The 26,333-nt window shown below is 72.3% G+C and carries 22 protein-coding genes; 11 read left to right on the top strand and 11 right to left on the bottom strand.

What is annotated here, in order from left to right:
* Positions 1–73 precede the first annotated feature (73 nt).
* Entirely contained in the window at positions 74–988 is a 915-nt protein-coding gene (locus ACZ4MF_RS11500; protein ID WP_467491964.1) for an FAD-dependent oxidoreductase, read from the top strand.
* Between the two features lie 70 nt (positions 989–1,058).
* On the opposite strand, the gene ACZ4MF_RS11505 is transcribed toward ACZ4MF_RS11500, so the two are convergent.
* Positions 1,059–3,023 carry a Xaa-Pro dipeptidyl-peptidase gene (locus ACZ4MF_RS11505; protein WP_467491805.1) on the bottom strand — a complete coding sequence of 655 codons (1,965 nt, stop codon included), beginning with the start codon at positions 3,021–3,023 and terminating at the stop codon, positions 1,059–1,061.
* Between the two features lie 199 nt (positions 3,024–3,222).
* Between ACZ4MF_RS11505 and ACZ4MF_RS11510 the strand changes: the two genes are divergently transcribed.
* A complete protein-coding gene (locus ACZ4MF_RS11510; protein WP_467491806.1) occupies positions 3,223–4,725 on the top strand; it encodes a M1 family metallopeptidase in 1,503 nt (500 codons plus the stop codon).
* A gap of 24 nt (positions 4,726–4,749) precedes the next feature.
* Here the strand turns inward: ACZ4MF_RS11510 and ACZ4MF_RS11515 are convergent, their stop codons facing one another.
* The gene (locus tag ACZ4MF_RS11515; protein ID WP_467491807.1) at positions 4,750–5,685 is read right to left on the bottom strand and encodes an adenosine kinase; all 936 of its coding nucleotides are present in this window, start codon (positions 5,683–5,685) and stop codon (positions 4,750–4,752) included.
* A gap of 136 nt (positions 5,686–5,821) precedes the next feature.
* Positions 5,822–7,285: an amino acid permease gene (locus ACZ4MF_RS11520; protein ID WP_467491808.1), complete on the bottom strand. Its 1,464-nt coding sequence runs from the start codon at positions 7,283–7,285 to the stop codon at positions 5,822–5,824.
* 235 nt (positions 7,286–7,520) lie between these two features.
* On the opposite strand from ACZ4MF_RS11520, the gene ACZ4MF_RS11525 reads away from it, so the two are divergent.
* Complete coding sequence (locus ACZ4MF_RS11525; RefSeq protein WP_467491809.1) at positions 7,521–8,270, top strand: MerR family transcriptional regulator; 750 nt, start codon at positions 7,521–7,523, stop codon at positions 8,268–8,270.
* A 1,102-nt stretch (positions 8,271–9,372) separates the two neighbouring features.
* Here the strand turns inward: ACZ4MF_RS11525 and ACZ4MF_RS11530 are convergent.
* The 3 genes from ACZ4MF_RS11530 to ACZ4MF_RS11540 all read right to left on the bottom strand — a co-directional run bounded on the left by ACZ4MF_RS11530 (position 9,373) and on the right by ACZ4MF_RS11540 (position 14,010).
* A complete protein-coding gene (locus tag ACZ4MF_RS11530; protein ID WP_467491810.1) occupies positions 9,373–11,544 on the bottom strand; it encodes a 3-hydroxyacyl-CoA dehydrogenase NAD-binding domain-containing protein in 2,172 nt (723 codons plus the stop codon).
* A 50-nt stretch (positions 11,545–11,594) separates the two neighbouring features.
* Entirely contained in the window at positions 11,595–12,809 is a 1,215-nt protein-coding gene (locus tag ACZ4MF_RS11535) for an acetyl-CoA C-acetyltransferase (RefSeq protein ID WP_467491811.1), read from the bottom strand.
* 64 nt (positions 12,810–12,873) lie between these two features.
* Positions 12,874–14,010 (bottom strand): CaiB/BaiF CoA transferase family protein, encoded by a 1,137-nt coding sequence (locus ACZ4MF_RS11540; protein ID WP_467491812.1) that lies wholly within the window; start codon positions 14,008–14,010, stop codon positions 12,874–12,876.
* A 186-nt stretch (positions 14,011–14,196) separates the two neighbouring features.
* On the opposite strand from ACZ4MF_RS11540, the gene ACZ4MF_RS11545 reads away from it, so the two are divergent.
* Entirely contained in the window at positions 14,197–15,405 is a 1,209-nt protein-coding gene (locus ACZ4MF_RS11545; RefSeq protein ID WP_467491813.1) for a saccharopine dehydrogenase family protein, read from the top strand.
* 118 nt (positions 15,406–15,523) lie between these two features.
* On the top strand, positions 15,524–15,712 hold the full coding sequence (locus ACZ4MF_RS11550; protein ID WP_356028288.1) for a hypothetical protein: 189 nt from the start codon (positions 15,524–15,526) through the stop codon (positions 15,710–15,712).
* Here ACZ4MF_RS11550 and ACZ4MF_RS11555 read toward each other — a convergent pair.
* On the bottom strand, positions 15,676–16,419 hold the full coding sequence (locus ACZ4MF_RS11555) for an endonuclease V (protein ID WP_467491814.1): 744 nt from the start codon (positions 16,417–16,419) through the stop codon (positions 15,676–15,678). The genes ACZ4MF_RS11550 and ACZ4MF_RS11555 overlap by 37 nt on opposite strands.
* Positions 16,420–16,479: 60 nt before the next feature.
* On the opposite strand from ACZ4MF_RS11555, the gene ACZ4MF_RS11560 reads away from it, so the two are divergent.
* Entirely contained in the window at positions 16,480–16,776 is a 297-nt protein-coding gene (locus ACZ4MF_RS11560; protein ID WP_467491815.1) for a YciI family protein, read from the top strand.
* A gap of 13 nt (positions 16,777–16,789) precedes the next feature.
* On the opposite strand, the gene ACZ4MF_RS11565 is transcribed toward ACZ4MF_RS11560, so the two are convergent.
* Positions 16,790–17,899: a WD40/YVTN/BNR-like repeat-containing protein gene (locus tag ACZ4MF_RS11565; RefSeq protein WP_467491816.1), complete on the bottom strand. Its 1,110-nt coding sequence runs from the start codon at positions 17,897–17,899 to the stop codon at positions 16,790–16,792.
* A 210-nt stretch (positions 17,900–18,109) separates the two neighbouring features.
* On the opposite strand from ACZ4MF_RS11565, the gene ssgD reads away from it, so the two are divergent.
* From ssgD to ACZ4MF_RS11585, 4 genes are all read left to right on the top strand, one after another.
* Entirely contained in the window at positions 18,110–18,526 is a 417-nt protein-coding gene (gene ssgD / locus ACZ4MF_RS11570) for a spore wall synthesis regulator SsgD (RefSeq protein ID WP_467491817.1), read from the top strand.
* A gap of 332 nt (positions 18,527–18,858) precedes the next feature.
* Positions 18,859–20,484: an ABC-F family ATP-binding cassette domain-containing protein gene (locus ACZ4MF_RS11575; protein WP_467491818.1), complete on the top strand. Its 1,626-nt coding sequence runs from the start codon at positions 18,859–18,861 to the stop codon at positions 20,482–20,484.
* A 159-nt stretch (positions 20,485–20,643) separates the two neighbouring features.
* Complete coding sequence (ddaH, locus tag ACZ4MF_RS11580; protein ID WP_467491819.1) at positions 20,644–21,420, top strand: dimethylargininase; 777 nt, start codon at positions 20,644–20,646, stop codon at positions 21,418–21,420.
* Between the two features lie 250 nt (positions 21,421–21,670).
* Positions 21,671–22,645: an acyl-ACP desaturase gene (locus ACZ4MF_RS11585; RefSeq protein WP_467491820.1), complete on the top strand. Its 975-nt coding sequence runs from the start codon at positions 21,671–21,673 to the stop codon at positions 22,643–22,645.
* Positions 22,646–22,715: 70 nt separating this feature from the next.
* Here the strand turns inward: ACZ4MF_RS11585 and ACZ4MF_RS11590 are convergent, their stop codons facing one another.
* Entirely contained in the window at positions 22,716–22,961 is a 246-nt protein-coding gene (locus ACZ4MF_RS11590; protein ID WP_356028270.1) for a WhiB family transcriptional regulator, read from the bottom strand.
* A 270-nt stretch (positions 22,962–23,231) separates the two neighbouring features.
* Here ACZ4MF_RS11590 and ACZ4MF_RS11595 point away from each other — a divergent pair, with 270 nt between their 5' ends.
* Positions 23,232–24,020, top strand: coding sequence for a VOC family protein (locus ACZ4MF_RS11595; protein WP_467491821.1), 789 nt, complete (start codon positions 23,232–23,234; stop codon positions 24,018–24,020).
* Between the two features lie 71 nt (positions 24,021–24,091).
* Here ACZ4MF_RS11595 and ACZ4MF_RS11600 read toward each other — a convergent pair whose 3' ends face one another.
* Together ACZ4MF_RS11600 and ACZ4MF_RS11605 are read right to left on the bottom strand one after the other, a co-directional pair.
* Positions 24,092–25,165 carry a LacI family DNA-binding transcriptional regulator gene (locus ACZ4MF_RS11600; RefSeq protein WP_467491822.1) on the bottom strand — a complete coding sequence of 358 codons (1,074 nt, stop codon included), beginning with the start codon at positions 25,163–25,165 and terminating at the stop codon, positions 24,092–24,094.
* A gap of 165 nt (positions 25,166–25,330) precedes the next feature.
* On the bottom strand, positions 25,331–26,269 hold the full coding sequence (locus tag ACZ4MF_RS11605; RefSeq protein WP_467491823.1) for an ornithine cyclodeaminase family protein: 939 nt from the start codon (positions 26,267–26,269) through the stop codon (positions 25,331–25,333).
* Positions 26,270–26,333 lie beyond the last annotated feature (64 nt).

Here is a 26,333-nt window from a genome sequence, read left to right on the forward strand (position 1 = left end):
TCCGATCGCAGCATGACATGGTCGTCCGGGCAGGCTCTATCGTCCAGGCGTGGACAACGAGCCGAATGACGAAGTGATCGTGGTCGGGGACGGGGTCGCCGGGCTGACGACGGCCGTGCTGCTGGCCGAGTCCGGGCGGCGGGTGCGGGTGTGGGCGCGGGAGCCCGCCGAGCACACGACCTCGGCGGTCGCGGGCGGTCTGTGGTGGCCGTACCGCATCGAACCCGAGCGGCTGGTGGGCGCGTGGGCACTGGAGTCCCTCGCCGTGTACGAGGAGCAGGCGCGGCGCCCCGAGGAGACGGGCGTACGCCTGGTCGACGGCGTACACGAGGGGACCCGGCTGGACGACCTGGGCGACTGGGCCGGCCGGGTGCCGGGGCTGCGGGAGGTGCCGGACGGTCTGGCGGCGCGGCTGCCGGTGATCGACATGCCGGTGTATCTGGCCTGGCTGCGGGAGCGGTTGGGGAAGGCGGGCGGGACGGTGGAGCGGCGCGAGGTGAGCGATCTGACGGCCGTTCCCGCCGATGCCGTCGTCAACTGCACGGGGCTGGGCGCCCGTTCGCTGGTACCGGATCCGCAGGTGCGTCCGGTGCGCGGGCAGTTGGTCGTCGTGGCGAACCCGGGGGTGACGACCTGGTTCACCGCCGTCGAGCACTCCGGGGCCGACTCGGCGTACTTCATCCCGCAGCCGTACGGCCTGCTGCTGGGCGGTACGGCGGAGGAGGACGACTGGTCCCTGGAGCCGGACCCGGCCACCGCCGCGGCGATCGTCGCCCGCTGCGCGCGGATCCGCCCTCAGATCGCGGGCGCGCCGGTCCTCGGCCACCGGGTGGGGCTACGACCGGCCCGCGACGCGGTACGGCTGGAACGGCAGCCCCTGCCGGACGGCCGTGTGCTGGTGCACAACTACGGGCACGGCGGGGCCGGGGTGACGGTGGCGTGGGGGTGTGCGCGGGAGGCGGCCGGACTGGCGTTTCCGGCCGCCTGAGCCCATCCGTTCGCGGCGCCCGCGAGGCGCCGACACCGGTCGGGTACACCCGCGCAGGGGCACGCCGCGGCTACTCCGGGATGCGCTGGGCCACCCGGGGTGCGCGGACCCCTTCCAGGGCCCGGGGTGCAGGAACCGTGGCCGTCGAGCCCGACGTGGCCCGGGCGAAGGCCGCCGCGCCGCCCACCAGCGGGAGGCGGGCCGTCGTACCGGACAGCGCGACGGTCAGGCTCGGCCGCGTGGACGGCGGGTCGATGAGGTCCTTGTCCGTGCCCGCGATGATCAGTGCGAGGCGGTGCCCCGCGGGGACGACGTGGTCGGTGGCCGCGAGGTCGAGGGTCATCGTGTAGGCCCTGCCCGGGGTGAGCGGAACTCCCTTGCCGAGCCAGGCGTGGTGGCCGAGGTCGGCCCAGCCGCGGCTGAACACGGTGTAGTCGACCTTGGCCGTCCTGGCCCTGGTCTCCTTGAAGCAGGCGCTGTCCCCGGCCGTGCTCTCGCCCCAACAGGTGCGGTTGGTCAGCGTGGTGATGCCCTCGGCGGCGTCGGCGTAGTCACGGATGGTGTCCGGGCCGAGGTCGACCAGGACGGCGGACAGGTGGGCCGAGGCGGTGGTCGGGGTCGCGGTCACCGTCACCGTGGACGACCCGGACAGGCGCAGGTCGTGGGTGAGCGGTGCGGTGAGGAAGCCGGCCTTCTCGGGGGTGGGGGCGGTGAGACGGGCCGCCCAGTCGGTCTCGCTCAGCTTGGGGTCGTCGGTGAAGGTCTCCGTGCCGGCGGCCGGACGCAGGCCGAGCGTGCCGACGCCGTTCCGCGCGCCGGGGCCGGGGTGCAGGGCGGTGGGGCGGGTGCCCTGCGGGGGCCAGACGCGTGAGGTCACCCATTGGTCGGGGTGGCGCTCGATGTCGGCCATCGGCTCGCGGTCGATGCCGTTGTCGTAGCCGAGGAGTTCATGGTCGAACCAGCGGTGCAGGGTGTCGACCCAGGCGCCGCGCCGGTAGTCGAAGGGATCGACGTGGCCGGTCTGGGAGAGCCAGATCTTGCGCTCGACCCCGTGCTGCGCGAGGGCGTCCCACCACTGGCCGAAGTGCTTGGTGCGGACGTTGAGGTCCTGCATCCCGTGCACGAGGAACACGCTCGCGCGCACCGTGGCCGCGTCCTTGACGTAGTCCCGCTCGGTCCACAGCGGCGTCCAGTCGCCGCTGCGCGGGCTGCCGTCGGTGAGTTTCTTCTGCACGGCCGCGCAGTGGGCCTTCGCCGCGTCGCTCTCGACGTCGCCGGCGAGGTCGGCGGGGCCGCCGTCGTACAGCGGGGCGCCCTGCGCGAAGTAGTAGTCGTACCAGGAGGAGATGCCGCTGATCGGGACGATGGTCTTCAGGCCCCTGACGCCGGTGGCGGCGACGCCGTTGGCGATCGTGGCGTCCCAGCTCTTGCCGATCATGCCCGTTCTGCCGTTGGTCCAGGTGGCCTTGACGGTCTGTGTGCCGGTCCGGCTGGTGTACGCCGTGGCGCGGCCGTTCAGCCAGTCGATCACGGCCTTCGCGGACTGGATGTCGGAGCGCCCGCCGACGTCGACGCAGCCGTCGGAGCGGTTGGTGCCGGCGAGGTCGACGCCGACGAAGGCGTAGCCGCGGGGCACGAAGTAGTTGTCGTAGAACAGCGGCATCTGGACGACGTGGCCCTGCGCGTCGTACGTCTTGAGCTGGCTCTCGTTGCCGCGTCCGCAGCAGGAGAAGTACGGGCTCGCGTCCATGATGACGGGCACCTTGCGGCCCTCGCGGGCGGGTTCGGCGGGTCGGACGATGTCGGCGGCGACCCGGTCGGGCTTCCCGTCGCCGTCCCCGTCGAGGCCCGTGTCCACCCAGACGGACTCGCGGACGGCATGGGTGTACGAGTAGACGGGCCGGCTCTCGTGGGCGGCCCGGCTGTCGGGGCCGGCGGCCTGTGCGGCGGCCGGGGTCAGGAAGGCGGCCGTCAGGATGGCGGCGACCGCTGTCGCGAACGGTCTCCAGATCGTGAAGCGCGTACGTCTCGGCATGCGCGGACGGTACTCCGGTCAACTCCCCGACAGAAGAGGGCACCACGGTGGCCCGGGTGACTCATGACGGCTGAATGGCGATCGTGTGACAGCGGGGACCGTGGACAGGCCAGGGGGCACAGGGAATGAATAGGCTCCGAACAGATCCACCACGCATGTCCCACGAACGCACTTGCACTCCCGACGACTTGGAGCTGACGTGCACCGCAGAATCATCGCGCCGGGCGCACTGGCGGCGGCCTCCCTCCTGCTGGCGATCCCGGCATCGGCCGCGAGCTACACCCCCGGCGCGCCGGGCATCGGCGACCCCTACTACCCGTACTACGGCAACGGCGGCTACGACGTCTCGCACTACGACCTCAGGCTGCAGTACCAGCCGAAGACGGACGAGTTGCAGGGCACGGCGACGATCCTGGCCAAGACCACCCAGGACCTGTCCAGCTTCGACCTGGACTTCCTGCTGGACGTCAGCGAGGTGCGGGTCAACGGTTCCAAGGCCGCCTTCACGCACGCCGAGCAGCACGAACTGGTCGTCACGCCGAAGACGCCGCTGGCCAAGGGCACCCCGATCACCGTCACCGTCCGCTACAGCGGGGTGCCGTCGACGAAGAGCGCGTACGGCTTCACCACCTGGCACCGCACGCCCGACGGTGCCGTGGCCGCCGACGAGCCCGAGGCCGCCTGGTGGTGGTTCCCGAGCAACGACCACCCGAGCGACAAGGCCACCTACGACGTGTCCGTGGCCGTGCCGGACGGCACCCAGGTCATCTCCAACGGCACGCTCCAGTCGACGGCTTCGAAGCTGGGCTGGACCCGCTACAGCTGGCGGCAGAACAAGCCGCAGGCGACGTATCTGGCCACACTCGCCATCGGCAGGTTCGACATCACCACCAGCACCTCCGACGGTGGCGTACCGGTCATCAACGCCTACAGCAAGGACCTCGGCGACAACGACGGGGCCGCGCGGGCCAGCGTGGAGCGCACCGGGGAACTGGTCGACTGGCTGAGCGGCTACTTCGGGCCGTATCCGTTCAGCACGGCCGGCGGTTACGTGCCGAACACCACGACCGGGTACGCGCTGGAGACCCAGAGCCGCGTCTACTACAGCCCGAAGCAGTTCGCCAAGGGTGCCAACGCCTCGGTGGTCGTGCACGAGCTGGCCCACCAGTGGTACGGCGACGACGTGTCGCTCAAGGACTGGAAGGACATCTGGCTCAACGAGGGCTTCGCGACGTACGCGCAGTGGCTGTGGTCCGAGCACGAGGGCGAGGGCACCACGCAGCAGCTCGCCGACTACGTGTACGCCTCGCACCCCGCCGACGACGCCTTCTGGACGGTCGAGCCTGGTGACCCGGGCGCGGACCACCAGTTCGACGACGCCGTCTACGACCGGGGCGCCCTCGCCATCCAGGCCCTGCGCAAGGAGGTCGGTGACGACGCGTTCTTCCGCATCCTGAAGGGCTGGCCGCAGGAGCACGCGTACGGCAACGCCTCGGTGGCCGACTTCCAGCGTTACGCCGAGCAGGTGTCCGGCAAGCCGCTTGCCGCGCTGTTCGGCACCTGGCTCTTCCAGCCGTCGAAGCCGGCCGCGCCCGCGGCGCGCGCCGCGGCGCTGGTGAAGGCGGACGCGACGGCTGTGACGGTGGCACAGCCGAGGTCGTGGCAGAGGATCGAGGCGGCGCACGGCGGCCACGGGAACTGACCCCGGGCCGCGTCAGGGTCTGGGCTAGGCCGCCGCCTTGAGCAACTGGTCCCGGCCCAGCGCCCCCGTGCGGGAGGCCGGGACCGTGCAGGCGTGGGCCCCCGCGAGCGCGCCGTAGCGCGCGCAGGTCTGCGGCGGCTCCCCGGCGAGGCGGCCGTAGAGGAACGCGGCGGCGAAGGCGTCGCCCGCGCCGTTGGAATCGACCACCGGCGCGGGCGGTGTCTCGGCGGGCACGCGGGTGAGCTCGCCGTCGGCCAGCAGGTATGCGCCCTCGGCACCGGCGGTGGCGACGACGGTACGGGCCCGGCCCCGCTCGGCGATGCGCCGCAGCGTCCGCTCGGGGTCGGCCAGGGCGGCGGCCGACAGGAAGACGACGTCGGCCGCGTACGCGAACGGCTCGTGGTACGGATTCTCGCCGTCCCAGTCGTGCAGATCGGTGGAGAGCGGCACGCCCGTCGCGGTCAGCACCGGCAGTGCCTCGGCGCAGGGCTGGGTGATGGTCACGTGGAGGTGCCGGCTCGCGGCGGCGAGCGCGCGCAGCGTCTCCTCCGGGAAGCGGTCGCCGGGGCGCGAACGGCTGGTGTCGTACAGGGACAGGCGGCGGCCGTCCGGGCCGACCAGATTGACCGCGCGCCTGGTCCCGGCGGGCTGCGGGAGCGCGGTGAGCCCGATGCCGTGCTCGCGGTGCAGGGCGCGCACGAGGTCGCCCTCGGGGTCGTCGCCGAGCAGGTCGAGGTGGTGGGTGCGCAGGCCGAGGGCGGCGAGACCCACGGCCACGAAGTCGCCGGTCTGCCCGGCGCGGGTGCGGATCCCGGAGTCGATCATGTAACTGTCGGCGTACGGCAGCGGCAGCTCGGGGACGTGGACGATCGTGTCCACCCCGGCTCCGCCGAGCACCAGCACATCCGTCGTGCCGGTGTGCGTCGTCTCGGTCCGCGTCACGCCGGTCTGTGAGGTCATGCGCCGCCCTCCCCGTGGTCGTACCGGGACCAGGTGCGGCGCCCTTGACCGACGGAACGGTGGCGTCACCCCGGATGAATGTGATCCCGGACATGACGCCACCGTAGGCGATGCCACTGACAGTGGCCCTGAGCTGCTACTTCGTCAGCTGCGAGAGTTCCTTCCCGGCGTTCGCGGACACCCGGCGGCGCACACCGAACCAGCCGGCGACGAGCATGACGGCGATCACCGGGATCAGCAGGATCGTCTTCCGGCCGACGTCGGGGTCGTTCCACATCATGCCGAGGCAGATCAGCAGGAAGGCGATGGTGGCGATCTCGATGACCGGGCTGAACTTCAGCTGGAAGTGCGGCCGGGTCACGAGGCCGGCGCGGGCGCGGCGGACGAAGACCATGTGGCAGATCATGATGATCACCCAGGTGCTGATGATGCCGAGGGAGGCGACGTTCAGCACGATCTCGAAGGCCTGGCTGGGCACGAAGTAGTTCAGGCCGACGCCGAGCACGCAGACCCCGCAGGTCAGCAGGATGCCGCCGTAGGGGACCTGGCTGCGGCTCATCTTGGCGGTGAACTTCGGGGCCGAGCCCGCCATGGCCATCGAGCGCAGGATGCGGCCGGTGGAGTACAGGCCGGAGTTCAGCGAGGACATGGCGGCCGTCAGCACGACGAGGTTCATGACGTCGCCGGCCGCCGGCACACCGATCTTGGACAGAACGGTCACGAACGGGCTCTCGTCGGCGGAGTACACCGAGCCGGGCAGCAGCAGCGCGAGCAGGACGACCGAGCCGACGTAGAACAGACCGACACGCCACATGATCGAGTTCACCGCGCGCGGGACGACCTTCTCCGGCTCGGCGGTCTCACCGGCGGCCACGCCGACCAGCTCCAGCGCGGCGTACGCGAAGATCACGCCCTGCATGACCAGGACGACCGGCATCAGGCCGTGCGGGAAGATGCCGCCGTGGTCGCTGATCACGCTCAGGCCGGGGGTGTGGCCGTCGACCTTGTGCTGGGTGGCGAGCAGGAAAATGCTGATCAGCATGAAGCCGACGATGGTGGCGACCTTGATGATCGCGAACCAGAACTCCATCTCGCCGAAGATCTTCACCGAGATCAGGTTCACGGCCAGGACCACCGCGAGGGCGATCAGCGCCAGCACCCACTGCGGGATCGAGGTGAAGAAGCTCCAGTAGTGCGTGTAGAGCGCGATCGCGGTGATGTCGGCGATGCCGGTGGTCGACCAGTTCAGGAAGTACATCCAGCCGGCGACGTAGGCGCCCTTCTCGCCGAGGAACTCGCGCGCGTACGACACGAAGGAGCCGGAGGACGGCCGGTACAGGACGAGCTCGCCGAGGGCGCGCACGACGAAGAAGGCGAAGACGCCGCAGACCAGGTAGGCCAGCGCCAGTGCCGGGCCGGCGTTGTGCAGTCGGCCACCGGCTCCCAGGAGGAGGCCGGTACCGATGGCACCGCCGATGGCGATCATGTTGATGTGGCGGGCCTTGAGGTCCTTGCTGTAACCGGCGTCGCCCGCGTCCGCGGGCTTCTGGGCCGCCTGGGGGGCGGCGGCCTGTGCCGATTCCACGGCTTCCTTGCTCACGGGTGGTTCCACTTCCTGGTGCGCCCGGGCCTCGTGAGCCCAGGGGTCGTGCAGGTCGAGGCCCGCACCACCCTGTCGAGTTGCGGCACAGACCAAGGCAGCACCTTCCCAGAAAGATCCGCAGGTACGCGGTGGTCCACATCACAGAGCGTTACTTCTCACACGATCCACTCCGAGGACACGCGATGTTCACCATGGGTTTCACACTCCTGGTGAGACAGCGATACTGCTGCGCATGACGACCGACGCGACGACCGACACCGGGGAGCCGACCCTCACCATCGACGAGCTGGCCGCCCGCACGGGTGTCACGGTCCGCACCGTCCGGTTCTACGGCAGCAAGGGGCTGCTCCCGCCGCCGGTGATCGGTCCGCGCCGGGTCGGGCGGTACGGGCCCGGGCACGTGGCGCGGCTGGCCCTCATCGAGGAGTTGCAGCAGCAGGGCATGACGCTGGCGGCGATCGAGCGGTACGTACGGCAGCTGCCCGCCGACCTCACCCCGCACGACCTCGCCATTCACCGCGCGGTGGTCGCGTCCTGGGCGCCGGACGCGGTGGACACGGTGGCCCGGCGGGAGCTGGAGCGGCGGGCCGGGCGGCCGCTGTCCGCCGAGGACGTGGAGCGGCTGGCGGCGATGAACGTCGTCCGCGAGACGGCGGACGGCACCTTCCGGGTCGATGCCGGGCTGCTCCGGCTCGGGGTGCAACTGCTCGACGTACCGCTCTCGCAGGAGGCGATCCTCGCGGCGCGCACGGTGCTGGTCGAGCACTCGCGCGCCGCGGCCCGCGAGCTGTCCCGGCTCTTCCGCGGCGAGGTGGCCGAGCGCGCCACCCGGGACGTGAAGTCCCTGTCGGCACACATGCACCCCCTGGTCGTACAGGCACTGCTGACGACGTTCCAGCGCTCCCTGCGGGAAGAACTGCGCGAATGGCTCAGCGTCTCGGATCCCACCACACCGAAGCCGCCAGGACCGGAGCCGGCCTGATCAGGGGCAGGCTGGTGGGGGCGGGCCTGGTCAGGGGCAGGCCTGATCAAGGGCTGGCTGGTCGGGCAGCCCAGCCCTGGCTGGGGCCGGGTGACCGGGCAGACCTGGCGCGGGCCGAGCCGAACGGGGCGGGCCGGCCCATGTGGTCGGGCCCGGCCGATCGGGGTCAGCGATTCAGGGCCGACATGATGAGGCCCGGATGATCAAGGCAGACATGATGGGGCCTACCTGATCGGGCTCGGCGGGTCAGGCCGGCTGGTCAGGGCCTACCCACTCGGGCCCGTCTGGTCGGGCCCAGCTGATCGAGGCCCGTCAGACGGCCTGCCTGGTCAAGCCCGGCTGATCGGGCCTACCCAGTCGGGCCCGGATGATCAGGTCCAGCCTGACGAGGTCACCTGCTCGGGGCTGGCTGGTCGGGGTCGACATGACAGAGCCCGGTCGATCAGGACCGACCTGAGGGTGCCTTCCTGATCGGGCTCGGCCGGTCAGGCCACCCCGCTTCGCGGCCTACTGGTCGAGCCCAGCTGATCAAGGTCGACCTGACGGGTCCCGGGCGATCACGGCCGGGTGGGCGGAGCCCGGTGGAACAAGACCCAGCCGAGCGGGTCCTGCGCACCTTCGCCCCACGCAGGGGAGCCCGGCCGATCATGATCCGGCCAACCGGAGCCCGGGACACCGGAGCCGGGACACCGGAGCCCGCCTGGTTCCGCACCTGATTGGTCCGGGACCAGACGATCCGAGCCCCCACAATCCGCGCGCCCAAGCGATCCGAGCCCAGACGATCCCGGACCGGACGATCCAGAACCCGGCGGACCGTTTCAGGCTCAGGCCAATCCGTGCTCGGGCCAACCCAAGCTCCGGCCGATCCAGGCCCCGGGGCTCCGGCCGATCCAGACTCGGCGGACCGAGGCCCGGGCGGCAGGAGTCCAGGCGCTCGAAGTCCGGGCCGCCGGAGTCCAGGCCACCGAAGTCCGGGCCACCGGAATCCAGACAGCCGGAGCCCAGGCCACCGGAGACCGGGCAGTCGGAACCCAGGCCGCCGGAGTCCCGGCGGCCGGGTCCCCGCCGCCGGTTGGGGCCTGGGTTCGGGCCGAGGTAGGTGTCAGTCGGTGAAGCGTTGCCCCCTGTCCGCCTTTTCCACGAGCAGTGCGGGCGGGGTGAAGCGGTCGCCGTAGGTCTCGGCGAGTTCCCGCGCGCGGGTGACGAAGCCGGGCAGGCCTCCGTCGTAGCCGTTGATGTACTGGAGCACACCGCCGGTCCAGCCGGGGAAGCCGATGCCGAGGATGGAGCCGATGTTGGCGTCGGCGACCGAGGTCAGGACGCCCTCCTCCAGGAGCCGGACGGTGTCGAGCGCCTCGGCGAAGAGCATCCGCTCCTGCATGTCCCGGAACGGGATCTCGTGCCCGGGCTTCGTGAAGTGCTCGCGCAGGCCGGGCCACAGCCCCGCGCGCCTGCCGTCCTCGGTGTAGTCGTAGAAGCCGGCGCCGCCACTGCGGCCGGGGCGGCCGAACTCGTCGACCATGCGGTCGATGACCGCCTCCGCCGGGTGCGCGGTCCAGGTGCCGCCGGACTCCTCCACGGCCCGCCTCGTCTCGTTACGGATCTTGCGCGGCAGGGTGAGGGTCAGCTCGTCCATCAGCGAGAGCACCTTGGCGGGGTAGCCGGCCTGGGCGGCGGCCTGCTCGACGGAGGCGGGCTCGACGCCCTCACCGACCATGGCGACACCCTCGTTGATGAAGTGGCCGATCACCCGCGAGGTGAAGAAGCCACGCGAGTCGTTGACCACGATCGGTGTCTTGTTGATCTGCCGGACCAGGTCGAAGGCCCGGGCGAGGGCCTCGTCGCCGGTGCGCTCGCCCTTGATGATCTCGACCAGCGGCATCTTGTCGACCGGCGAGAAGAAGTGCAGCCCGATGAAGTCGGCCTGGCGCTCCACGCCCTCGGCGAGGGCGGTGATGGGCAGGGTGGAGGTGTTGGAGCAGAGCAGTGCGTCGGGTGCGACGACGGGCTCGATCTCCTGGAACACCTTGTGCTTGAGCGCGGTGTCCTCGAAGACGGCCTCGATCACCGCGTCGCAGCCCGCGAGATCGGCCGCCTCGCCGGTCGGGGTGATCCGGGCGAGCAGCGCGTCCGCCTTCTCCCGGCTGGTACGGCCCTTGGCGACGGCCTTGGCGCACAGCTTCTCGGAGTAGGCCTTGCCCTTGGCGGCGGCCTCCGCCGAGACGTCCTTCAGGACGACGTCGATGCCCGCGCGGGCACAGGAGTAGGCGATGCCGGCACCCATCATGCCGGCGCCGAGGACGGCGACCTTGCGGACCGTGCGGGACTCGATGCCCTTCGGGCGGTTGGCGCCGGAGTTGACGGCCTGGAGGTCGAAGAAGAACGCCTGGATCATGTTCTTCGCGGTCTGCCCGGTGACCAGCTCGGTGAAGTAGCGGGTCTCGATGGTGATCGCGGTCTCGAAGTCGACCTGGGAGCCCTCGACGGCGGCGGCCATGATGTTGCGCGGGGCCGGGTAGGGCGCGCCGGCCGTCTGCTTGCGCAGGTTGGCCGGGAAGGCGGGCAGGTTGGCGGCGAACTTCGGGTTCGCGGGGGTGCCGCCGGGGATCCGGTAGCCGGGGACGTCCCAGGGCTGGTGCGACTCGGGGTGCGCGTCGATGAAGGCGCGGGCCTTGGCCAGCATCTCCTCCGGGGTGGCGGCCACCTCGTGGACCAGGCCGTTCTCCTGGGCACGGCGCGGGTTGTACTGCGTGCCCTGGAGCAGCACCTTCAGCAGGGCGTCCGTGATGCCCATCAGGCGCACGGTGCGGGTGACGCCGCCGCCCGCGGGCAGCAGGCCGAGGGTGACCTCGGGCAGGCCGATCTTGGAGCCGGGGGCGTCGAGGGCGATGCGGTGGTGGGAGGCGAGCGCGATCTCGTAACCGCCGCCGAGAGCCGCGCCGTTGATGGCGGCGACGACCGGCTTGCCGAGGGTCTCGATGCGGCGCAGCGCGTTCTTGATCTCGGTCGCGCTGTCGAAGACCTGCTGGGCGTCCTCGGGACCGGCCTTGATCATGTCCTTGAGGTCGCCGCCCGCGAAGAAGGTCTTCTTGGCGGAGGTGTAGATGACGCCGCGGATGGAGTCCTTCTCGGCCTCCGCGCGCGCGGCGATCGCCGTGATGGAGGCGCGGAACGCCTGGTTCATGGTGTTCGCGGACTGGTTCGGGTCGTCCAGGACGAGGGTGACGACACCGGTGTCGTCCTGCTCCCAGCGGATGGTGGTGCTCTCGGTCATGACAGTCGTCTCCGTTGAAGTCTCTGAAGTCTCGTGGTTCCGCGGGGAGTTCAGATGCGCTCGACGATGGTGGCGATGCCCATGCCGCCGCCGACGCACAGGGTGGCGAGGCCGTAGCGCTTGTCCTGGCGCTCCAGTTCGTCCACGAGGCTGCCGAGGATCATCGCGCCGGTCGCGCCGAGCGGGTGGCCCAGCGCGATGGCGCCGCCGTTGACGTTGACCTTGTCGAGGGAGAGGCCCATGTCCTTGACGAAGCGCAGCACGACCGCGGCGAACGCCTCGTTGATCTCGACCAGGTCGATGTCGTCGATGGTGAGGCCGGCCTTGGCGAGCGCCTTGCGGGTGGCGGGGGCGGGACCGGTGAGCATGATGGTGGGCTCGGAGCCGGAGACGGCCGCGGAGACGATCCGCGCGCGGGGGGTGAGGCCGTAGCGCTCGCCGACCGCCTGGGAGCCGATGGCGACGAGCGAGGCGCCGTCCACGATGCCGGAGGAGTTGCCCGCGTGGTGGACGTGGTCGATCTTCTCCACCCAGTGGTACTTCTGGAGCGCGACGGCGTCGAAGCCGCCCAGTTCGCCGATGTCCGCGAACGACGGCTTGAGTTTCGCGAGGGAGTCGGCGGTGGTGCCGGGGCGCGGGTGCTCGTCGCGGTCGAGGACGACCAGGCCGCTGCGGTCCTTGACGGGGACCACGGAACGGTCGAAGCGGCCCTCCTTCCAGGCCGTGACCGCGCGCTCCTGGGACAGGGCCGCGTACTCGTCGACGTCGCGGCGCGAGAAGCCCTCGATGGTGGCGATGAGGTCGGCGCCGATGCCCTGGGGCACGAAGTTCACGGCGAGGTTGGTCATCGGGTCGTTGAACCAGGCGCCGCCGTCGGAGGCCATCGGCACCCGGGACATCGACTCCACGCCGCCCGCGAGGACCAGGTCCTCCCAGCCCGAACGGACCTTGGCGGCGGCCAGGTTGACGGCCTCCAGGCCCGAGGCACAGAAGCGGTTCTCCTGCACGCCCGCGACCGTGTCCGGCAGTCCGGCGGCGATCGCGGCGATCCGGGCGATGTCGGACCCCTGGTCGCCGACCGGTCCGACGACGCCGAGGACGATGTCGTCGACGGCGGCCGGGTCGAGTCCGGGGAAGCGGGCGCGGATCTCGTGGATGAGTCCGACGACCAGGTCGATGGGCTTCGTGCCGTGCAGGGCGCCGTTCGCCTTGCCGCGGCCGCGCGGGGTGCGGATCGCGTCGTACACGTACGCTTCGGTGCTCACTGATGTGCCTTTCGGAAAGGATGGGCCGAGCGGGGTCGGTCGCAGCCCGCGACCGGGTCGTCGTTCACGCGTCGTCGTGCGCCGTCGCCGGTATCCCCCATTCCCGCACCACCGTCTCGGTGTCCGCGCCGGGCAGGGCCGGGCCGGTACGGACGGTGGTGGGCGTCGCGGAGAACCGGGGGGCGGGGGCGGGCTGGGTGATGCCGCCGTGGTCGGTGAAGGTGCCGCGGGCGGCGAGGTGCGGGTGGTGCGGGGCCTCCCGCAGGGACAGCACGGGCGCCACGCACGCGTCCGTGTCCTCGAAGAGGGCCGTCCACTCCTCGCGGGTGCGGGACTTGAAGCGGGCGGCGATCCGCTCGCGCAGTTCGCCCCAGCGGGTCCAGTCCTTGCGGGCGTCGGCCAGGTCCGCCAGGCCGAGCAGGCGCAGGAACTCCTCGTAGAACCGGCCCTCCAGGGCGCCGACGGCCATGTGCTTGCCGTCGGCGGTCTCGTAGGTGCCGTAGTAGGGGCAGCCGCCGTCGAGGAGGTTGGCGGCGCGCCGGTCCTGCCAGCCGCCGGCCGCGAGCATGCCGTGGATCATCGCCGACAGGTGGGCCGTGCCGTCGACGATGGCGGCGTCGACGACCTGTCCGGTGCCGGTCGCGCGCGCGTGGTGCAGGGCGGCGAGGACGCCGACCACCAGGTAGAGGGAGCCGCCCGCGTAGTCCCCGAGGAGGTTGGCGGGGACGGCCGGGGGCTCGTCCGGGCGGCCGATCATGCCGAGGGTGCCGGTGAGCGCGATGTAGGCCACGTCGTGGCCCGCGCGGTGGGCGAGCGGGCCCTCCTGGCCCCAGCCGGTCATCCGGCCGTAGACCAGGCGGGGGTTGCGGGCGTGGCACTGCTCGGGGCCGACGCCGAGGCGCTCGGCGACACCGGGGCGGTATCCCTCGACGAGGATGTCGGCCCGCTCCGCGAGGTCCAGCACGCGCGCGGGGCCGTCCGGGGCCTTCAGGTCGACCATGATCGAGCGCTTGTTGCGGTTCGTGACGTCGTACGCGGGGTCGATCGCGAGACCGGGGCCGCCCGGCCGGTCCACCCGGACGACGTCCGCGCCCAGGTCGGCCAGGAGCATGGCGGCGAACGGGCCCGGGCCGATGCCGGCCAGCTCGACCACGCGCACACCGGAGAGCGGGCCCTGCCCCGGCTTCGCTGCCGTCGTCATGCTCCAGCCCCCAAGCGTGTGTGACACAACTGATGTAACACCTGTGATGCTAAGAACGCGTTCCATCCGACACAAGACCTGAACGAGCAAGCGCTTAGCCAAGTGCCCGGCCGGTCGTCGGCGTGCGCACGACTCACGCTAGCCTCAGCCACCGACAGCGGCGCGGACCGCACGACAAGGGGTGTCATGAGCAGGATGAAAAGGACGGATCGTCCCTACGACCTCGTGCTGTTCGGAGCCACCGGCTTCGTCGGCGCCCTCACCGCGGAGTACCTCGCCGCGCACGCGCCGAACGACCTGCGCTGGGCGGTCGCCGGCCGCGACGAGCGGAAGCTGGAGCGGCTGCGCGAACGCCTGCCCGGCGCAGCGGACATCGGCGTACTGCGGGCCGACGTGGCCGAACCGGCCACGCTGCGTGCCCTCGCCGAACACGCGCGCGTGGTGGCCACGACCGTCGGGCCCTACGTGCTGTACGGCCAGGAGCTGGTCGCCGCCTGCGCGGACACCGGTACCGACTATCTGGACCTGACCGGCGAGCCGGAGTTCATCGACCTCATGTACGTCCGGCACGACGCACGCGCGCGTGAGACGGGCGCCCGCCTGGTGCACGCCTGCGGCTTCGACTCCGTACCCCACGACCTGGGCGCGTACTTCACGGTCCGGCAGCTCCCGGAGGGGGTGCCGCTGCGGGTGGACGGGTACGTGAGCGCCGACGCGGCCTTCTCCGGCGGCACCCTGGCCTCGGCGCTGAACCAGATGGCCCGCGGCCGGCAGATGCTGGCCGCCGCGCGGGACCGGGGACGGCACGAGCCGCGGCTGCCGGGGCGCCGGGTCACGGCGCCGGCGAGCGCGCCGCGCTTCGCCGGGGAGGTCGGCGCGTGGGCCCTGCCCCTGCCGACCGTCGACCCGCAGATCGTGCTCCGCTCGGCGCGGGCGCTGGAGCGCTACGGCCCGGACTTCCGCTACCGGCACTACGCGGCGGTACGCCGTCTGCCGGTGGCCCTCGGCGGGATCGCCGCCGTCGGCGCGGTCGCGGCGGCGGCCCAGCTGCCGCCCGCGCGGCGCTGGTTGTCGGACCGGCTGAAGCCGGGCGACGGGCCGAGCGCGGAGAAGCGGGCGAGGAGCCGGTTCTCGGTGCGTTTCGTCGGCGAGGGCGGCGGCCGACGGGTGTGCACGGAGGTCGCGGGCGGCGACCCCGGCTACGACGAGACGGCGAAGATGTTCGCCGAGGCGGCTCTGTGCCTGGCCTTCGACGACCTGCCGCCGACCACCGGGCAGGTCACCACGGCACAGGCGATGGGCGACGCCCTCACCGGGCGGCTGCGTGCCGCCGGGATCACCTTCCGGGTGGCGGCCGCCGGACAGTCACCGGCCGCCGCTTCCGCCGCAGTTTGAGACTTTGCCACGAGGGTGCCCCGCCCCTCCGCTCCCCCGCGTCCAAAAGTCTCACTGGGTCCCTCAATGACACGATGGAAGCCCGGACAGGCGGCAGCCGCAAGGAGGCGAGGAGAGCGTGAAGTTCGTGCTCGAAGTGACCGTGGACGAGGGCGCGTCGGCGCAGGACCGGGCCCGTGAACTGGGACGGATCCTGCGCTACTGGGGCGGCAATCTGCACCACTACGCCCTCGAACCGGGCGACGGCTCGGCCGTGTACGACTCGGCGTATCAGGAGGTCGGCGCCTGGCGCGTCGCCGGCTCCTGAACGTCGCCCGGCACCGCCCCCTGTGCCGCCTCCCGCAGCGCGAGGCGGCACAGGGCGTCCGCCCTGCGCGTGGTCTCGGGCAGCCGGTAGCGCGGGGTCAGGGCCAGCGCGTGGGCCACGGCGTTGTCCAGGCTCACCCGGTGGCCGACCGAGACGAAGACCGGCTTGACACCGACCCGGGTGCGCAGGGCGCGCCCGACCTCCTCGGTCCCCGCGAGCAGCGCAGCGGACGCGCCCCGCGCGGGGGCGGGTTCGTCGTACGTGAAGGTGAACGGGTTCTTGGCGACACCGATGACCGGCAGGCCGGTGAGCACGCCGAGATGGCTGGCGAGGCCGAAGCGGCGCGGATGGGCCAGACCGTAGCCGTCGCACACCACGAGGCCGGGCGGGCACGGCAGCCGGTCCAGGGCGGCCAGCACGGTGGGGATCTCCCGGAAGGCGAGCAGCCCGGGCACGTACGGGAAGGACACCCGGCCCACCGCCGTCGCCTCGGCCACCACCTCCAGAGTGGCCGCGTCCAGTACGACGGCCGCCGCGGCGACGAGGTCGAGGTCGTCGTCGTAGGCGACGTCGACCCCGGTGACGTGGCCCCGCGCGGGCGGCGGTCCGGGCTCGTCCCGCACCACCCGCCCGCGCAACTCGTCCTGTACGGCGCGGGCCTCTTCCTCGGTCGCGGGCCAGCCCGCGGGTACGCCTACGGTCGTCATGGTGAGCAGAACTGTACGGCCCGGGGCCGGCTGTCGGACCCCGGGGGTAGCCTCGTGATCATGTTCGTACTGGAGCTGACCTACACCGCACCGCTCGACGCCGTCGACGCCCTGCTCCCGGACCATGTGGCCTGGCTGGAGGAGCAGTACGCCAAGGGCGTCTTCCTCGCCTCCGGGCGCAAGAACCCCCGGGACGGCGGGGTGATCCTGGCCGTCGCGCAGGACCGCGCCCTGATCGAGGCGGTCATCGCGCGTGACCCGTTCGCCGTCGGCGGCGTGTGCACGTACCGCGTCACCGAGTTCACGGCCACGAAGACCGCCCCCGAGCTGGAGCGGTACCGCGAGACGTCCGGCTGACCCGGCCCCGCGCTCAGCGCTCCAGCCGGGCCGCCCGGCCCTGTTCGCCGGCCGCCCAGCAGCTCAGGTCGGGCGTGCAGGAGACGGTGTCGTACGAGCCGGTGTCGATGGTCCGCCAGGTGCGGCCGCCGTCGGTCGTCAGGTCGGTGCCGGTGGGGCCGACGGCGAGGGCGGCGCTGCGGCTGTACGGCAGCCAGGCGGCGCCGGAGCGGTAGGCCGGCGGAGGCGTGGCGGCCGGGGTCCAGGTGCGGCCCCCGTCGGCGGTGACGGCCGCGGCGTACGGCGAGGGCCGGCCGGGGCGGTAGTCGCCGCCGACGGCGAGGCCGTGGGTGCGGTCGCGGAACGCGAGCGCGAAGACGCCCTTGGCCGGATCGCCGGCCGGTACGGGTGTCTCGGCCGCCGTCCAGGTCAGTCCGCGGTCGGCGGAGTGCAGCACGCGCGCGTGGGCTCCGCCCCCGGTGGCCAGCCAGACGTCCTTGGCACCGGAGGTGACCAGGCACTGCCCGCTCGCGGCGAAGCCGGCCTCGCCGTCCAGGGCGGGCGGCATGCCCTCGGTGGGCAGCACCCGCCAGGAACGGCCGCCGTCGCTCGTGGACAGGATGCGGAATTTCCCGTCCACCGGGTCGCCCAGGGCGAGGCCGTGGCGGCGGTCGAAGAAGGCCAGGCAGTCGTAGAAGGCGTTCGGGTCGGTGTTGCGGAACGACTCGGCCCAGGTCGTGCCGCCGTCGTCGGTGCGGTAGACACGGGAGGCCTCGCCCTCGCCGATGGCCAGCACCACGGCGTGCCGCGCGTCGAACGCCTCCGCGTCCCGGAACTGAAGGTCGCCCGCCCCCGGCGGAGAGACGTTCCGCCAGCTCGATCCGCCGTCCGTGGTGCGCAGCACCGTGCCGCCGGTGCCCGCCAGCCAGGCGGTGTGCCGGTCGACGGCCGCGAGCCCCCGGAAGCGGACCTGCGGGGTCCCGGTGTCCTTCGCCGCCCAGTGCGCTCCCCCGCCGCCCGGCCCAAGACTCCGGGCCTCGGCGGCCGGGACGGTCAGCGCGGCCAGCGCCGCCCCGCACGCCATCCCCGCCGCCACCAGCCGGCCCGCCCGACCCCTGCGTCGCGTGTTCCCCGAACGCCTCATGGCGGGCGAAGCTAGCCCACCGGACCGCCGCCGTCCAGGGGACCAACTGCCTCTCGTCACGAGGCGAACGGCTCAAATCCGGCCAGGCGTGAACGCGGTGACCGAGGTCACTCGTGCTCCGTGTGCACGCATGGGCCGGATCGGACGTCTCTCCCAGTGCCAGGGGTCGCACACCCGGCCGTAGTCCAGCCGTCACGAGGGAGCAAGGCGTTGTCCACCGTCATCGAGCAGCCCGTAGAGGCCCGCCTCGTCGCCGCCGCACCGCGCATGCCGAGCATTCCCGCCACGCTGCGCTACGACCGCCGCGACCCGTTCGCCGTCGTCATGACCTTCCCGGCCCCGGCCACCCTGGAAGGCGTCGAGGTGTGCTGGACCTTCTCCCGCGAGCTGCTGGTCTCCGGGCTGCAGGGCCCCGAGGGCCAGGGGGACGTCCGGGTCCGCCCGTACGGATACGACCGCACGGTGCTGGAGTTCCACGCCCCCGAGGGCACCGCGATCGTGCACGTGCGCTCGGGCGAGATCCGCCGTTTCCTGGCGGCGGCCGACGAGCTGGTGCCGGTCGGTCTCGAACACCTGCAGCTCGACCTGGACCACGACCTGGCCGAACTGATGCGGGACGCCTGCTGACCACCACGCACGCGTGGACGAGGCGTCGGGCCCTCGCACGCCCCGGGGCGGGGCCACCGCTGATTAATTGCGTTGACAGCCGTCCGGGCCCCTCCTAGCGTTTACACCGGTCCTGTTGCCGTCGATTGGAGAAGGACGTTGCTCGTCTGAGGTCCTGAGGCACCGCGTCGCACCGGTGAGGTGTGCGTGGCGTACGACCTCGGCGTCCGAGCCGTCCTTGTGGCACAGGCCCTTTTTTCATGGCCTCCTCGTGCCCCAGACTCTTCGGTTTCCGCCTCGCGGTGTCTCGAGATGCGTCCACCCGACCGCACGCACTTCATCGCGAGGCCTCCATGTCATCTTCCCTCACCTGCACGTCCCTGACCTTCGCCTGGCCCGACGGCACCGCCGTCCTCGACGGCCTCGACGTCGCCTTCGGCCCCGGCCGGACCGGGCTCGTCGGCGTCAACGGATCAGGCAAGTCGACCCTGTTGAAGCTGCTGGCCGGGGAGCTCACCCCGACCGACGGCACCATCAGGGTGGCCGGCGAGGTCGGCCACCTCCCGCAGAACGTCACCCTCGACACCGCGCTCCGCGTCGACCAGGTCCTCGGCATCGCCGACCAGCGAACCGCGCTGCACGCCATCGAGGCGGGCGACGTCGCCGAGGAGCACTTCGAGACGGTCGGCGACGACTGGGACGTCGAGGAACGCGCCCTGGTCACGCTCGGCGAACTCGGACTCGGCCACATCGGCCTGGACCGTACCGTCGGCGAGATCTCCGGGGGCGAGTCGGTGCTGCTGCGGCTGGCCGCGCTGCTGCTGCGCCGCCCTGACGTCCTGCTGCTGGACGAACCCACCAACAACCTCGACCTGTACGCGCGCCGCCGGCTGTACCAGGCCGTCGCCGCGTGGCCCGGCGTCCTGGTCGTGGTCAGCCACGACCGGGAACTGCTCGACCTGGTCGACCAGATCGCGGAGCTGCGCTCCGGTGAGGTCACCTGGTACGGCGGGAACTTCTCGGCCTACGAGGAGGCCCTCGCCGTGGAGCAGGAGGCCGCCGAGCGGATGGTGCGCGTGGCCGAGGCGGATCTGCGCAAGCAGAAACGCGAACTCGTGGAAGCGCACACGAAGCTGGCGAAACGGGTGCGCTATGCCGACAAGATGTACGAGAACAAGCGCGAACCCAGGGCGGTGATGAAGCTCAGGAAGCGCTCGGCCCAGGTCTCGGCGGGCAAGCACCGCATCATGCACGAGGAGCGGCTCACGGAGGCCCGGGAGCGGCTGGACGAGGCGGTGGAGGCGGTACGGGACGACGACGAGATCCGCGTCGACCTGCCGTACACGGCCGTACCGCCGGGCCGGCAGGTGCTCACCCTGGAGAACCTGGAGCCGGCCCACGGAGCGCGCGTCAAGGGGATCCTCGATCTGCGCGGCCCGGAGCGGATCGCGCTCGTCGGCCGCAACGGCGCCGGGAAGACGACGCTGCTGCGGACCGTGGCCGGGGAGCTGGCGCCGGTGGCGGGCGAGGCACGCGTGCACGTGCCGATGCGTTTCCTGCCCCAGCGGCTGGACGTGCTCGACGACGCGCTGACCGTCGCCGAGAACGTGGCCCGGTTCGCGCCGGGCGCGACCAACAACCGGGTCCGGGCGCGGCTCGCCCGCTTCCTGTTCCGGGGCGCGCGGGCCGACCAGCAGGCGGCCACCCTGTCGGGCGGCGAGCGGTTCCGGGCGACGCTGGCGGCGCTGATGCTCGCCGAACCGGCACCCCAGCTGCTGCTGCTCGACGAGCCGACCAACAACCTCGACATGGCGAGCGTGCGGCAGCTGACGTCGGCCCTGGAGTCGTACGAGGGCGCCCTGCTCGTGGCCGGCCACGACATGCCGTTCCTCGCGTCGATCGGCATCACCCGCTGGCTGCTGATGGAGGAGGGAGAATTGAAGGAGATCACCCCCGAGGACATCGGGTACCCCGCCTGACGGCGGGGCCCGGTGCCCGGGTCCGGCGCGGCCCCGACGTCTCAGGAGGGGCACAGCCTGACAACGGGGGTTTTGCCCTGGCGGGAGGGGGCTGCATGATGCTGAAACCGGTGCCGCGATCGGCGCCGGAATCCGCACCACCGATTCGAAAGGCCCCTCGTGCCCAGCAAGAAGGCCCTCGTCCGCCGCCCCAGCCCCCGCCTCGCCGAAGGCCTGGTGACGCATATCGAGCGGGAGAAGGTCGACCTGGGGCTCGCCCTGGAACAGTGGGACGGCTACGTCGAGGCGCTGCGCACGCACGGCTGGGAGACGGTCGAGGTCGACCCGGAGGACGACTGCCCGGACTCGGTGTTCGTCGAGGACACCGTCGTCATGTACAAGAACGTGGCGTTGATCACCCGGCCGGGCGCCGAGTCCCGACGCATCGAGACCGTCGGCGTCGAGGAGGCGGTGGCCCGGCTCGGCTGCTCGGTGAACTGGATATGGGAGCCGGGCACGCTGGACGGCGGTGACGTCCTCAAGGTCGGCGACAGCGTCTACGTCGGCCGCGGCGGGCGCACCAACGCGGCCGGGGTGCAGCAACTGCGGGCCGCCTTCGAACCGCTGGGCGCGCGCGTGGTGGCCGTCCCCGTGAGCCGGGTGCTGCACCTGAAGTCGGCGGTGACCGCGCTGCCCGACGGTACGGTGATCGGCCACATCCCGAAGCTGGACCGCCCCTCGCTGTTCCCGGGGTTCCTGTCGGTGCCGGAGGAGTCCGGCTCACACGTGGTGCTGCTCGGCGGTCACAAGCTGCTCATGGCGGCGAGCGCCCCCAAGACAGCGGAGCTGCTGACCGATCTCGGCCATGAGGTCGTCACGGTGGACATCAGCGAGTTCGAGAAGCTGGAAGGCTGTGTGACCTGCCTCTCGGTACGCATGCGGGAGTTGTACGCCTGACCAGATGAACCTCGGCACTCGAACGGCCCTGGGGCCTGCGCCTCCCAGGGCCGTTTCGCATACCGGTGCGGCCTGTCCGCGACGTGTCGCATACCCGTGCCACGGGTGCTGATCAGCGATCTTTACAGCGAACTTAACCTACGGCTTCGTAACCTACGGCTTCGTAGCCTACGATCTCGTAGGTTTTCCGGCCCCGCTCGCCGGACCGTCCCCCGTACCCGCTCGCGCTCGGCGTCCCCCTGGAGTTCCCGTGACGATCACCTCCCCTCACCTCGGCAGCCCGTCCGCCTGGACCGACGCGCGGCTGCTGTACGCGCTGGAGGAAGTGGTCGAACAGGAACTGAACCGGCATCTGAAGGTCGCCAAGGACTGGATGCCGCACGAGTACGTGCCCTGGAGCGACGGCCGTAACTTCCCGGGCCTGTTCGAGGACGGCGAGGCCTGGGACAAGGAGCAGTCCAAGGTGACCGAGATCGGGCGGACCGCCCTCGTGGTCAACCTGCTCACCGAGGACAACCTGCCGAGCTACCACCACGAGATCGCCACGCTCTTCGGCCGCGACGGTGCCTGGGGCACCTGGGTGCACCGCTGGACGGCCGAGGAGGGCCGGCACGGCATCGTGATGCGCGACTATCTGCTCGCCTCGCGCGCGGTGGACCCGGACAAGCTGGAGCAGTTCCGCATGGCGCACATGAGCGAGGGCTTCGCGTCCGACAACGGGCACTCGATGCTGCACTCGATCGCCTACGTCGCCTTCCAGGAGCTGGCCACCCGGATCTCGCACCGCAACACCGGCCACCAGTCCGGCGACCCGGTCTGCGACCGCATGCTGGCCCGCATCGCGACCGACGAGAACCTGCACATGGTCTTCTACCGCAACCTGCTGAAGTCGGCCTTCGAGCTGGCGCCCGACCTGACCATGCAGGCGGTCCGCGACGTCGTGGTCAACTTCCGCATGCCCGGCCACGGCATCCCCGGCTTCGAGCGGGCCGCCGCGCAGATGGCCATCGGCGAGGTCTACAACATGCGCATCCACCACGACGACGTGCTCCAGCCGGTGCTGCGCTTCCTGAAGGTCATGGAGATCGACGGCCTCGGCCCCGAGGGCCGCCAGGCGCAGGAGGAACTGGGCCTGTTCATGGGCGGCCTGAACGCCGAGGCCACCAAGTTCGACGAGAAGCTGGCCGCGCGCAAGGTCCGGATGGCGGCGCGCGCAGCGGGCTGACGGCCGCCGTACGGGAACGGCCGCCGGACGCAACGGCCGCCGGCGACGAGGCCCGGCGGCCTGCCCGGTCTCAGCCGGAGGTGCGGCGCAGGGCGAGGCGCTCCTTCTCGGAGAGCCCGCCCCAGACGCCGAAGCGCTCGTCGTGGGCCAGGGCGTAGTCCAGACAGGCCGGGCGCAGCTCGCACATGGCGCAGATGCGCTTCGCCTCGCGCACCGAACTGCCGGGCTCGGGGAAGAAGAAGTCCGGCCCGGTCTGGGCGCACAGGGCCTGCGCCTGCCACGTCTCGTCGGCCGGGGTGATCGTGTCGAAGTGCATGGCCAGGATCGTGCCGGGCGGCGAAAAACGTTCGATCAACGCCCGCTCAACGGGGCCGTCAAGGCCTCCGGCCGCCCCGATCATGCGCCCCCGGTCCAGGCACATGCACGGCGGCGCGCGGAGCGTGTCGCAATGCCCTGGGAACGCAACCGGTCACCCAGGGTGACCATGGAGCCTCCCGGGCGCACGGCGGTGCTCCGGCGGCGAGTGTCAGTGGCGGGTGCCAGACTCGGCAGTGCACAGGACGGGACCCTTCCGAGGAGGGCGAAGATGCTCACCACCCGTTTCGCCGACGGCGCTCCGAACTGGACCGATGTCAGCAGCCCCGACATCGACGGCGCCCGCTCCTTCTACGGCGGCCTCTTCGGCTGGGAGTACCGGTCGGCGGGACCTGACTCCGGCGGCTACGGCTTCTTCCAGCTGGCCGGCCGGACCGTGGCGGGCCTCGGGCCGAACGACCCGCGACAGGGCCCGCCCGCCTGGACGGTGTACTTCCGGAGCGGGGACGCCGAGGCCACCGCCGCAGCGGCCGAGCAGGCGCACGGCCGTGTGCTGGCCCCGCCCATGGACGTCATGGGCCAGGGACACCTGGCGATCCTGGCCGACAAGGCGGGCGTGCCGTTCGGGATCTGGCAGCCCGGACGGACCAAGGGCTTCGAGGTGGCGAGCGAGCCGGGGTCGCTGTGCTGGGTCGAGCTGTACACCCCGGACGTCGCGGCGGGCGCCGCCTTCTACCACCGGGTGCTCGGCCTGGAGACCTCCTCGGTGTCACTCGCGGGCGGGACGTACACGTGCCTCAACCCGGCCGGTGCCGACGAGGACGCGATGTTCGGCGGGATCACGGCGCCGGCCGACACCGGCGCGGCGGAGGGCGGGGCGTACTGGCTGCCGTACTTCGAGGTCGAGGACGCGGACGCCACGGCCGGCAGGGCAGAGCAGCTCGGCGGGGCGATACGCACGCCGGCGACGACTCTGGAAGGCGTCGGCCGCATGGCCCGGCTCACCGACCCGTACGGCGCCCGCTTCGCGGTGATCCGGAGCGCATCGCGGCCGAGCTGAGCCCCGGACGACACCGAGGCCGTCCTCCCCCGCCCGCGGCCGTGCCCGCCCGTGCCCCTGCCCGCCCGTGGCTATGCGGAGGCGCGGCGGATCAGGGTCGTCGGGAGGACCACGCCGCCGTCGGGCGACGTGTCCGACCGCTCCGCGGCGCGGTCGCGGCCGCCGGGCAGGCCGTCCAGCAGCAGACGGGCCATCAGGCGGCCCATTTCCTCGATGTCCTGACGGACCGTGGTCAGCGGCGGCTCGGCCTGCTCGGTGACGGGCAGCATGTCGTCGAAGCCGATCACGGCCACGTCCTCGGGCACACGCCGGCCGCTCGCGCGCAGCACCCGCAGGGCGCCGAGCGCGGTGAGGTCGTTGGCGGCGAACACGGCGTCCACGTCCGGGCACCGGTCGAGCAGTTCACGCATCGCGCGTTCCCCGCCGGCCGGGGTGAAGTCGCTCTCCACGACCAGCCGGCCATCGGCCCCGCCCGGTACGCCGGCCATGACCTCCCGGTATCCGTCGAGCCGGTCCACGGCCGAGGTCTGGTCCAGGGCGCCGGTGAGGTGCGCGATGCGCCGGCGGCCGAGGTCCACGAGATGGCGTACGGCGGCGCGGGCTCCGCCCCGGTTGTCGCAGTCGACGTAGACGACGCCCGTGTTCCGCCCTGCCCGGGGGGCGTCGCCCCAGTCGGGCCGCCCGCCGAACACGGTGGGCACACCGGCGTCGTGGATGAGACCGGGCAGCGCGTCGTCGAGGTGCAGCGAGAAGACGAGCGCGCCGTCGACGTGACCGCCGGCGAGATAGCGGGCCACGCGCGCGTGGTCGGCACGGCCTTCGGTGAGCAGCAGCACCAGTTGATTGTCGTGGGCGGTCAGTTCCTTGCTGATGCCGCGCAGTTGGAGGGCGAAGAAGGGGTCGGCGAAGACCCGGGTCTCGGGCTCCGCGATGACGACCGCGACGGCGTCGTGCCGTCGGGTGACGAGACTGCGGGCCGCCCGGTTGGGGACGTAGCCCAGCTCCGCCACGGCCTGCCGGACCCGCTCGGCCAGCGGCTCGCGCACCCCGTCGCCGCCGTTGACCACCCGCGACACGGTGGCCCGGGACACACCGGCCAGCGCGGCCACGGCCTCCAGCGTGGGGCGCGACACTGCCTCGGTCACTTCGGGACTCCTCATCGGCTGCTGCCGGCCAGGATAACCGCGAGACGACACCGCCGCCGGTGCCGTGACGACGCCCCGGCCAGGTCGGATCGGCCGGCACCGGCGCCACGCCCCGACCGCACCGGCGCCCCGGCGACCCGGCCTCGCCCCTTCCGGGCCGAGGGCTCAGTCCAGCAGGTCGATCGTGGATCCCACGCCCCGGCGTTCCGCCTCCCTCCAGGCGAGCCAGGAGAGGGCGAGATCCTGCCAGGGCAGCCCGACCGGGGCGTACACCGTGCGCTGCCCGGCCGAGGTGCGCCCGGGGTGGGCGGCGCGCAGGACGTCGGTGAGGGTGGTGTCGGCGGTGCTCCGGGCGAGCCCGGGGTCGGTCAACACACCCATGGTCGCGGCGAGTTCGCCGTCGTCCACGACGAGCAGCGCGGCGTCGAGCAGATCGGGGGCGAGCTCCCGCTTGCCGGGCTCGTCGGTGCCGAGACTGGTGAAGTGCTGCCCGGGACGGGTGCCCGCGAGGGCGAGCAGCGGTGTCCGGGACCAGGTCGCGAGCAGGACGACGTCGGCCGCCTCGGCCACCGCACCGGCGGAGGCCAGCACCCGGCCGCCGTGCCGGGCGGCGAACGCGGCGGCATGCTCGGCGTCCGTGTCGTGGACGACGAGTCGCCGGGGCCGCCGCCCGCCCGTCAGGCCACGCAGCGTCAACTCGGCCTGGGCGCCCGCTCCGATCACACCGAGGACGTCGTAGCCGGCCGGGGCCAGCAGCGCGGTGCCGAGGGCGGCGGCCAGCCCGGTCCGCCAGGCCGTGACGGTCGCCGAGTCCAGCAGCGCGAGCAACTCCCCGTCCGCGCCGCTGTGCAGGCAGACCACCCCGCGCAGAGCGGGCCGGGCCCCGGGGAACTTGGCGTTCACCTTCACCGTGTACGCGTCGACGCCGGGCAGCAGGCCGGGGACGAGCGCGGTGGCGGTGCCGGGGAACGGCAGGTCGCTGCGGACCCGTCGGCCGGGTACGGCCACGGTGCCGGCCTCGCGGAAGCCGTCGCGCAGGGCCGCGAGACAGGCCTCCGGCTCCAGCACGGTCTGCAGGTCGCTCCGGGTCAGGACACGGGTCATCCCGCCATGATCGCTCGGCCGGGGGCCGTTGTCAGTGGCGTGGTGCATGCTGTGATCAGTGGCG

The sequence above is a fragment of the Streptomyces sp. NPDC025793 genome (assembly GCF_055558375.1).

What these genes read in the sequence shown, in the direction of transcription:
- ACZ4MF_RS11530 (WP_467491810.1), bottom strand. Translation starts at nt 11,544, where the DNA reads ATGACCGAGAGCACCACCATCCGCTGGGAGCAGGACGACACCGGTGTC.
- ACZ4MF_RS11515 (WP_467491807.1), bottom strand. Translation starts at nt 5,685, where the DNA reads ATGACCTCACAGACCGGCGTGACGCGGACCGAGACGACGCACACCGGC.
- ACZ4MF_RS11545 (WP_467491813.1), top strand. Translation starts at nt 14,197, where the DNA reads ATGAGCAGGATGAAAAGGACGGATCGTCCCTACGACCTCGTGCTGTTC.
- ACZ4MF_RS11565 (WP_467491816.1), bottom strand. Translation starts at nt 17,899, where the DNA reads ATGAGGCGTTCGGGGAACACGCGACGCAGGGGTCGGGCGGGCCGGCTG.
- ACZ4MF_RS11555 (WP_467491814.1), bottom strand. Translation starts at nt 16,419, where the DNA reads ATGACGACCGTAGGCGTACCCGCGGGCTGGCCCGCGACCGAGGAAGAG.
- ACZ4MF_RS11540 (WP_467491812.1), bottom strand. Translation starts at nt 14,010, where the DNA reads ATGACGACGGCAGCGAAGCCGGGGCAGGGCCCGCTCTCCGGTGTGCGC.
- ACZ4MF_RS11590 (WP_356028270.1), bottom strand. Translation starts at nt 22,961, where the DNA reads ATGCACTTCGACACGATCACCCCGGCCGACGAGACGTGGCAGGCGCAG.
- ACZ4MF_RS11505 (WP_467491805.1), bottom strand. Translation starts at nt 3,023, where the DNA reads ATGCCGAGACGTACGCGCTTCACGATCTGGAGACCGTTCGCGACAGCG.
- ACZ4MF_RS11575 (WP_467491818.1), top strand. Translation starts at nt 18,859, where the DNA reads ATGTCATCTTCCCTCACCTGCACGTCCCTGACCTTCGCCTGGCCCGAC.
- ACZ4MF_RS11595 (WP_467491821.1), top strand. Translation starts at nt 23,232, where the DNA reads ATGCTCACCACCCGTTTCGCCGACGGCGCTCCGAACTGGACCGATGTC.
- ACZ4MF_RS11525 (WP_467491809.1), top strand. Translation starts at nt 7,521, where the DNA reads ATGACGACCGACGCGACGACCGACACCGGGGAGCCGACCCTCACCATC.
- ACZ4MF_RS11605 (WP_467491823.1), bottom strand. Translation starts at nt 26,269, where the DNA reads ATGACCCGTGTCCTGACCCGGAGCGACCTGCAGACCGTGCTGGAGCCG.
- ACZ4MF_RS11560 (WP_467491815.1), top strand. Translation starts at nt 16,480, where the DNA reads ATGTTCGTACTGGAGCTGACCTACACCGCACCGCTCGACGCCGTCGAC.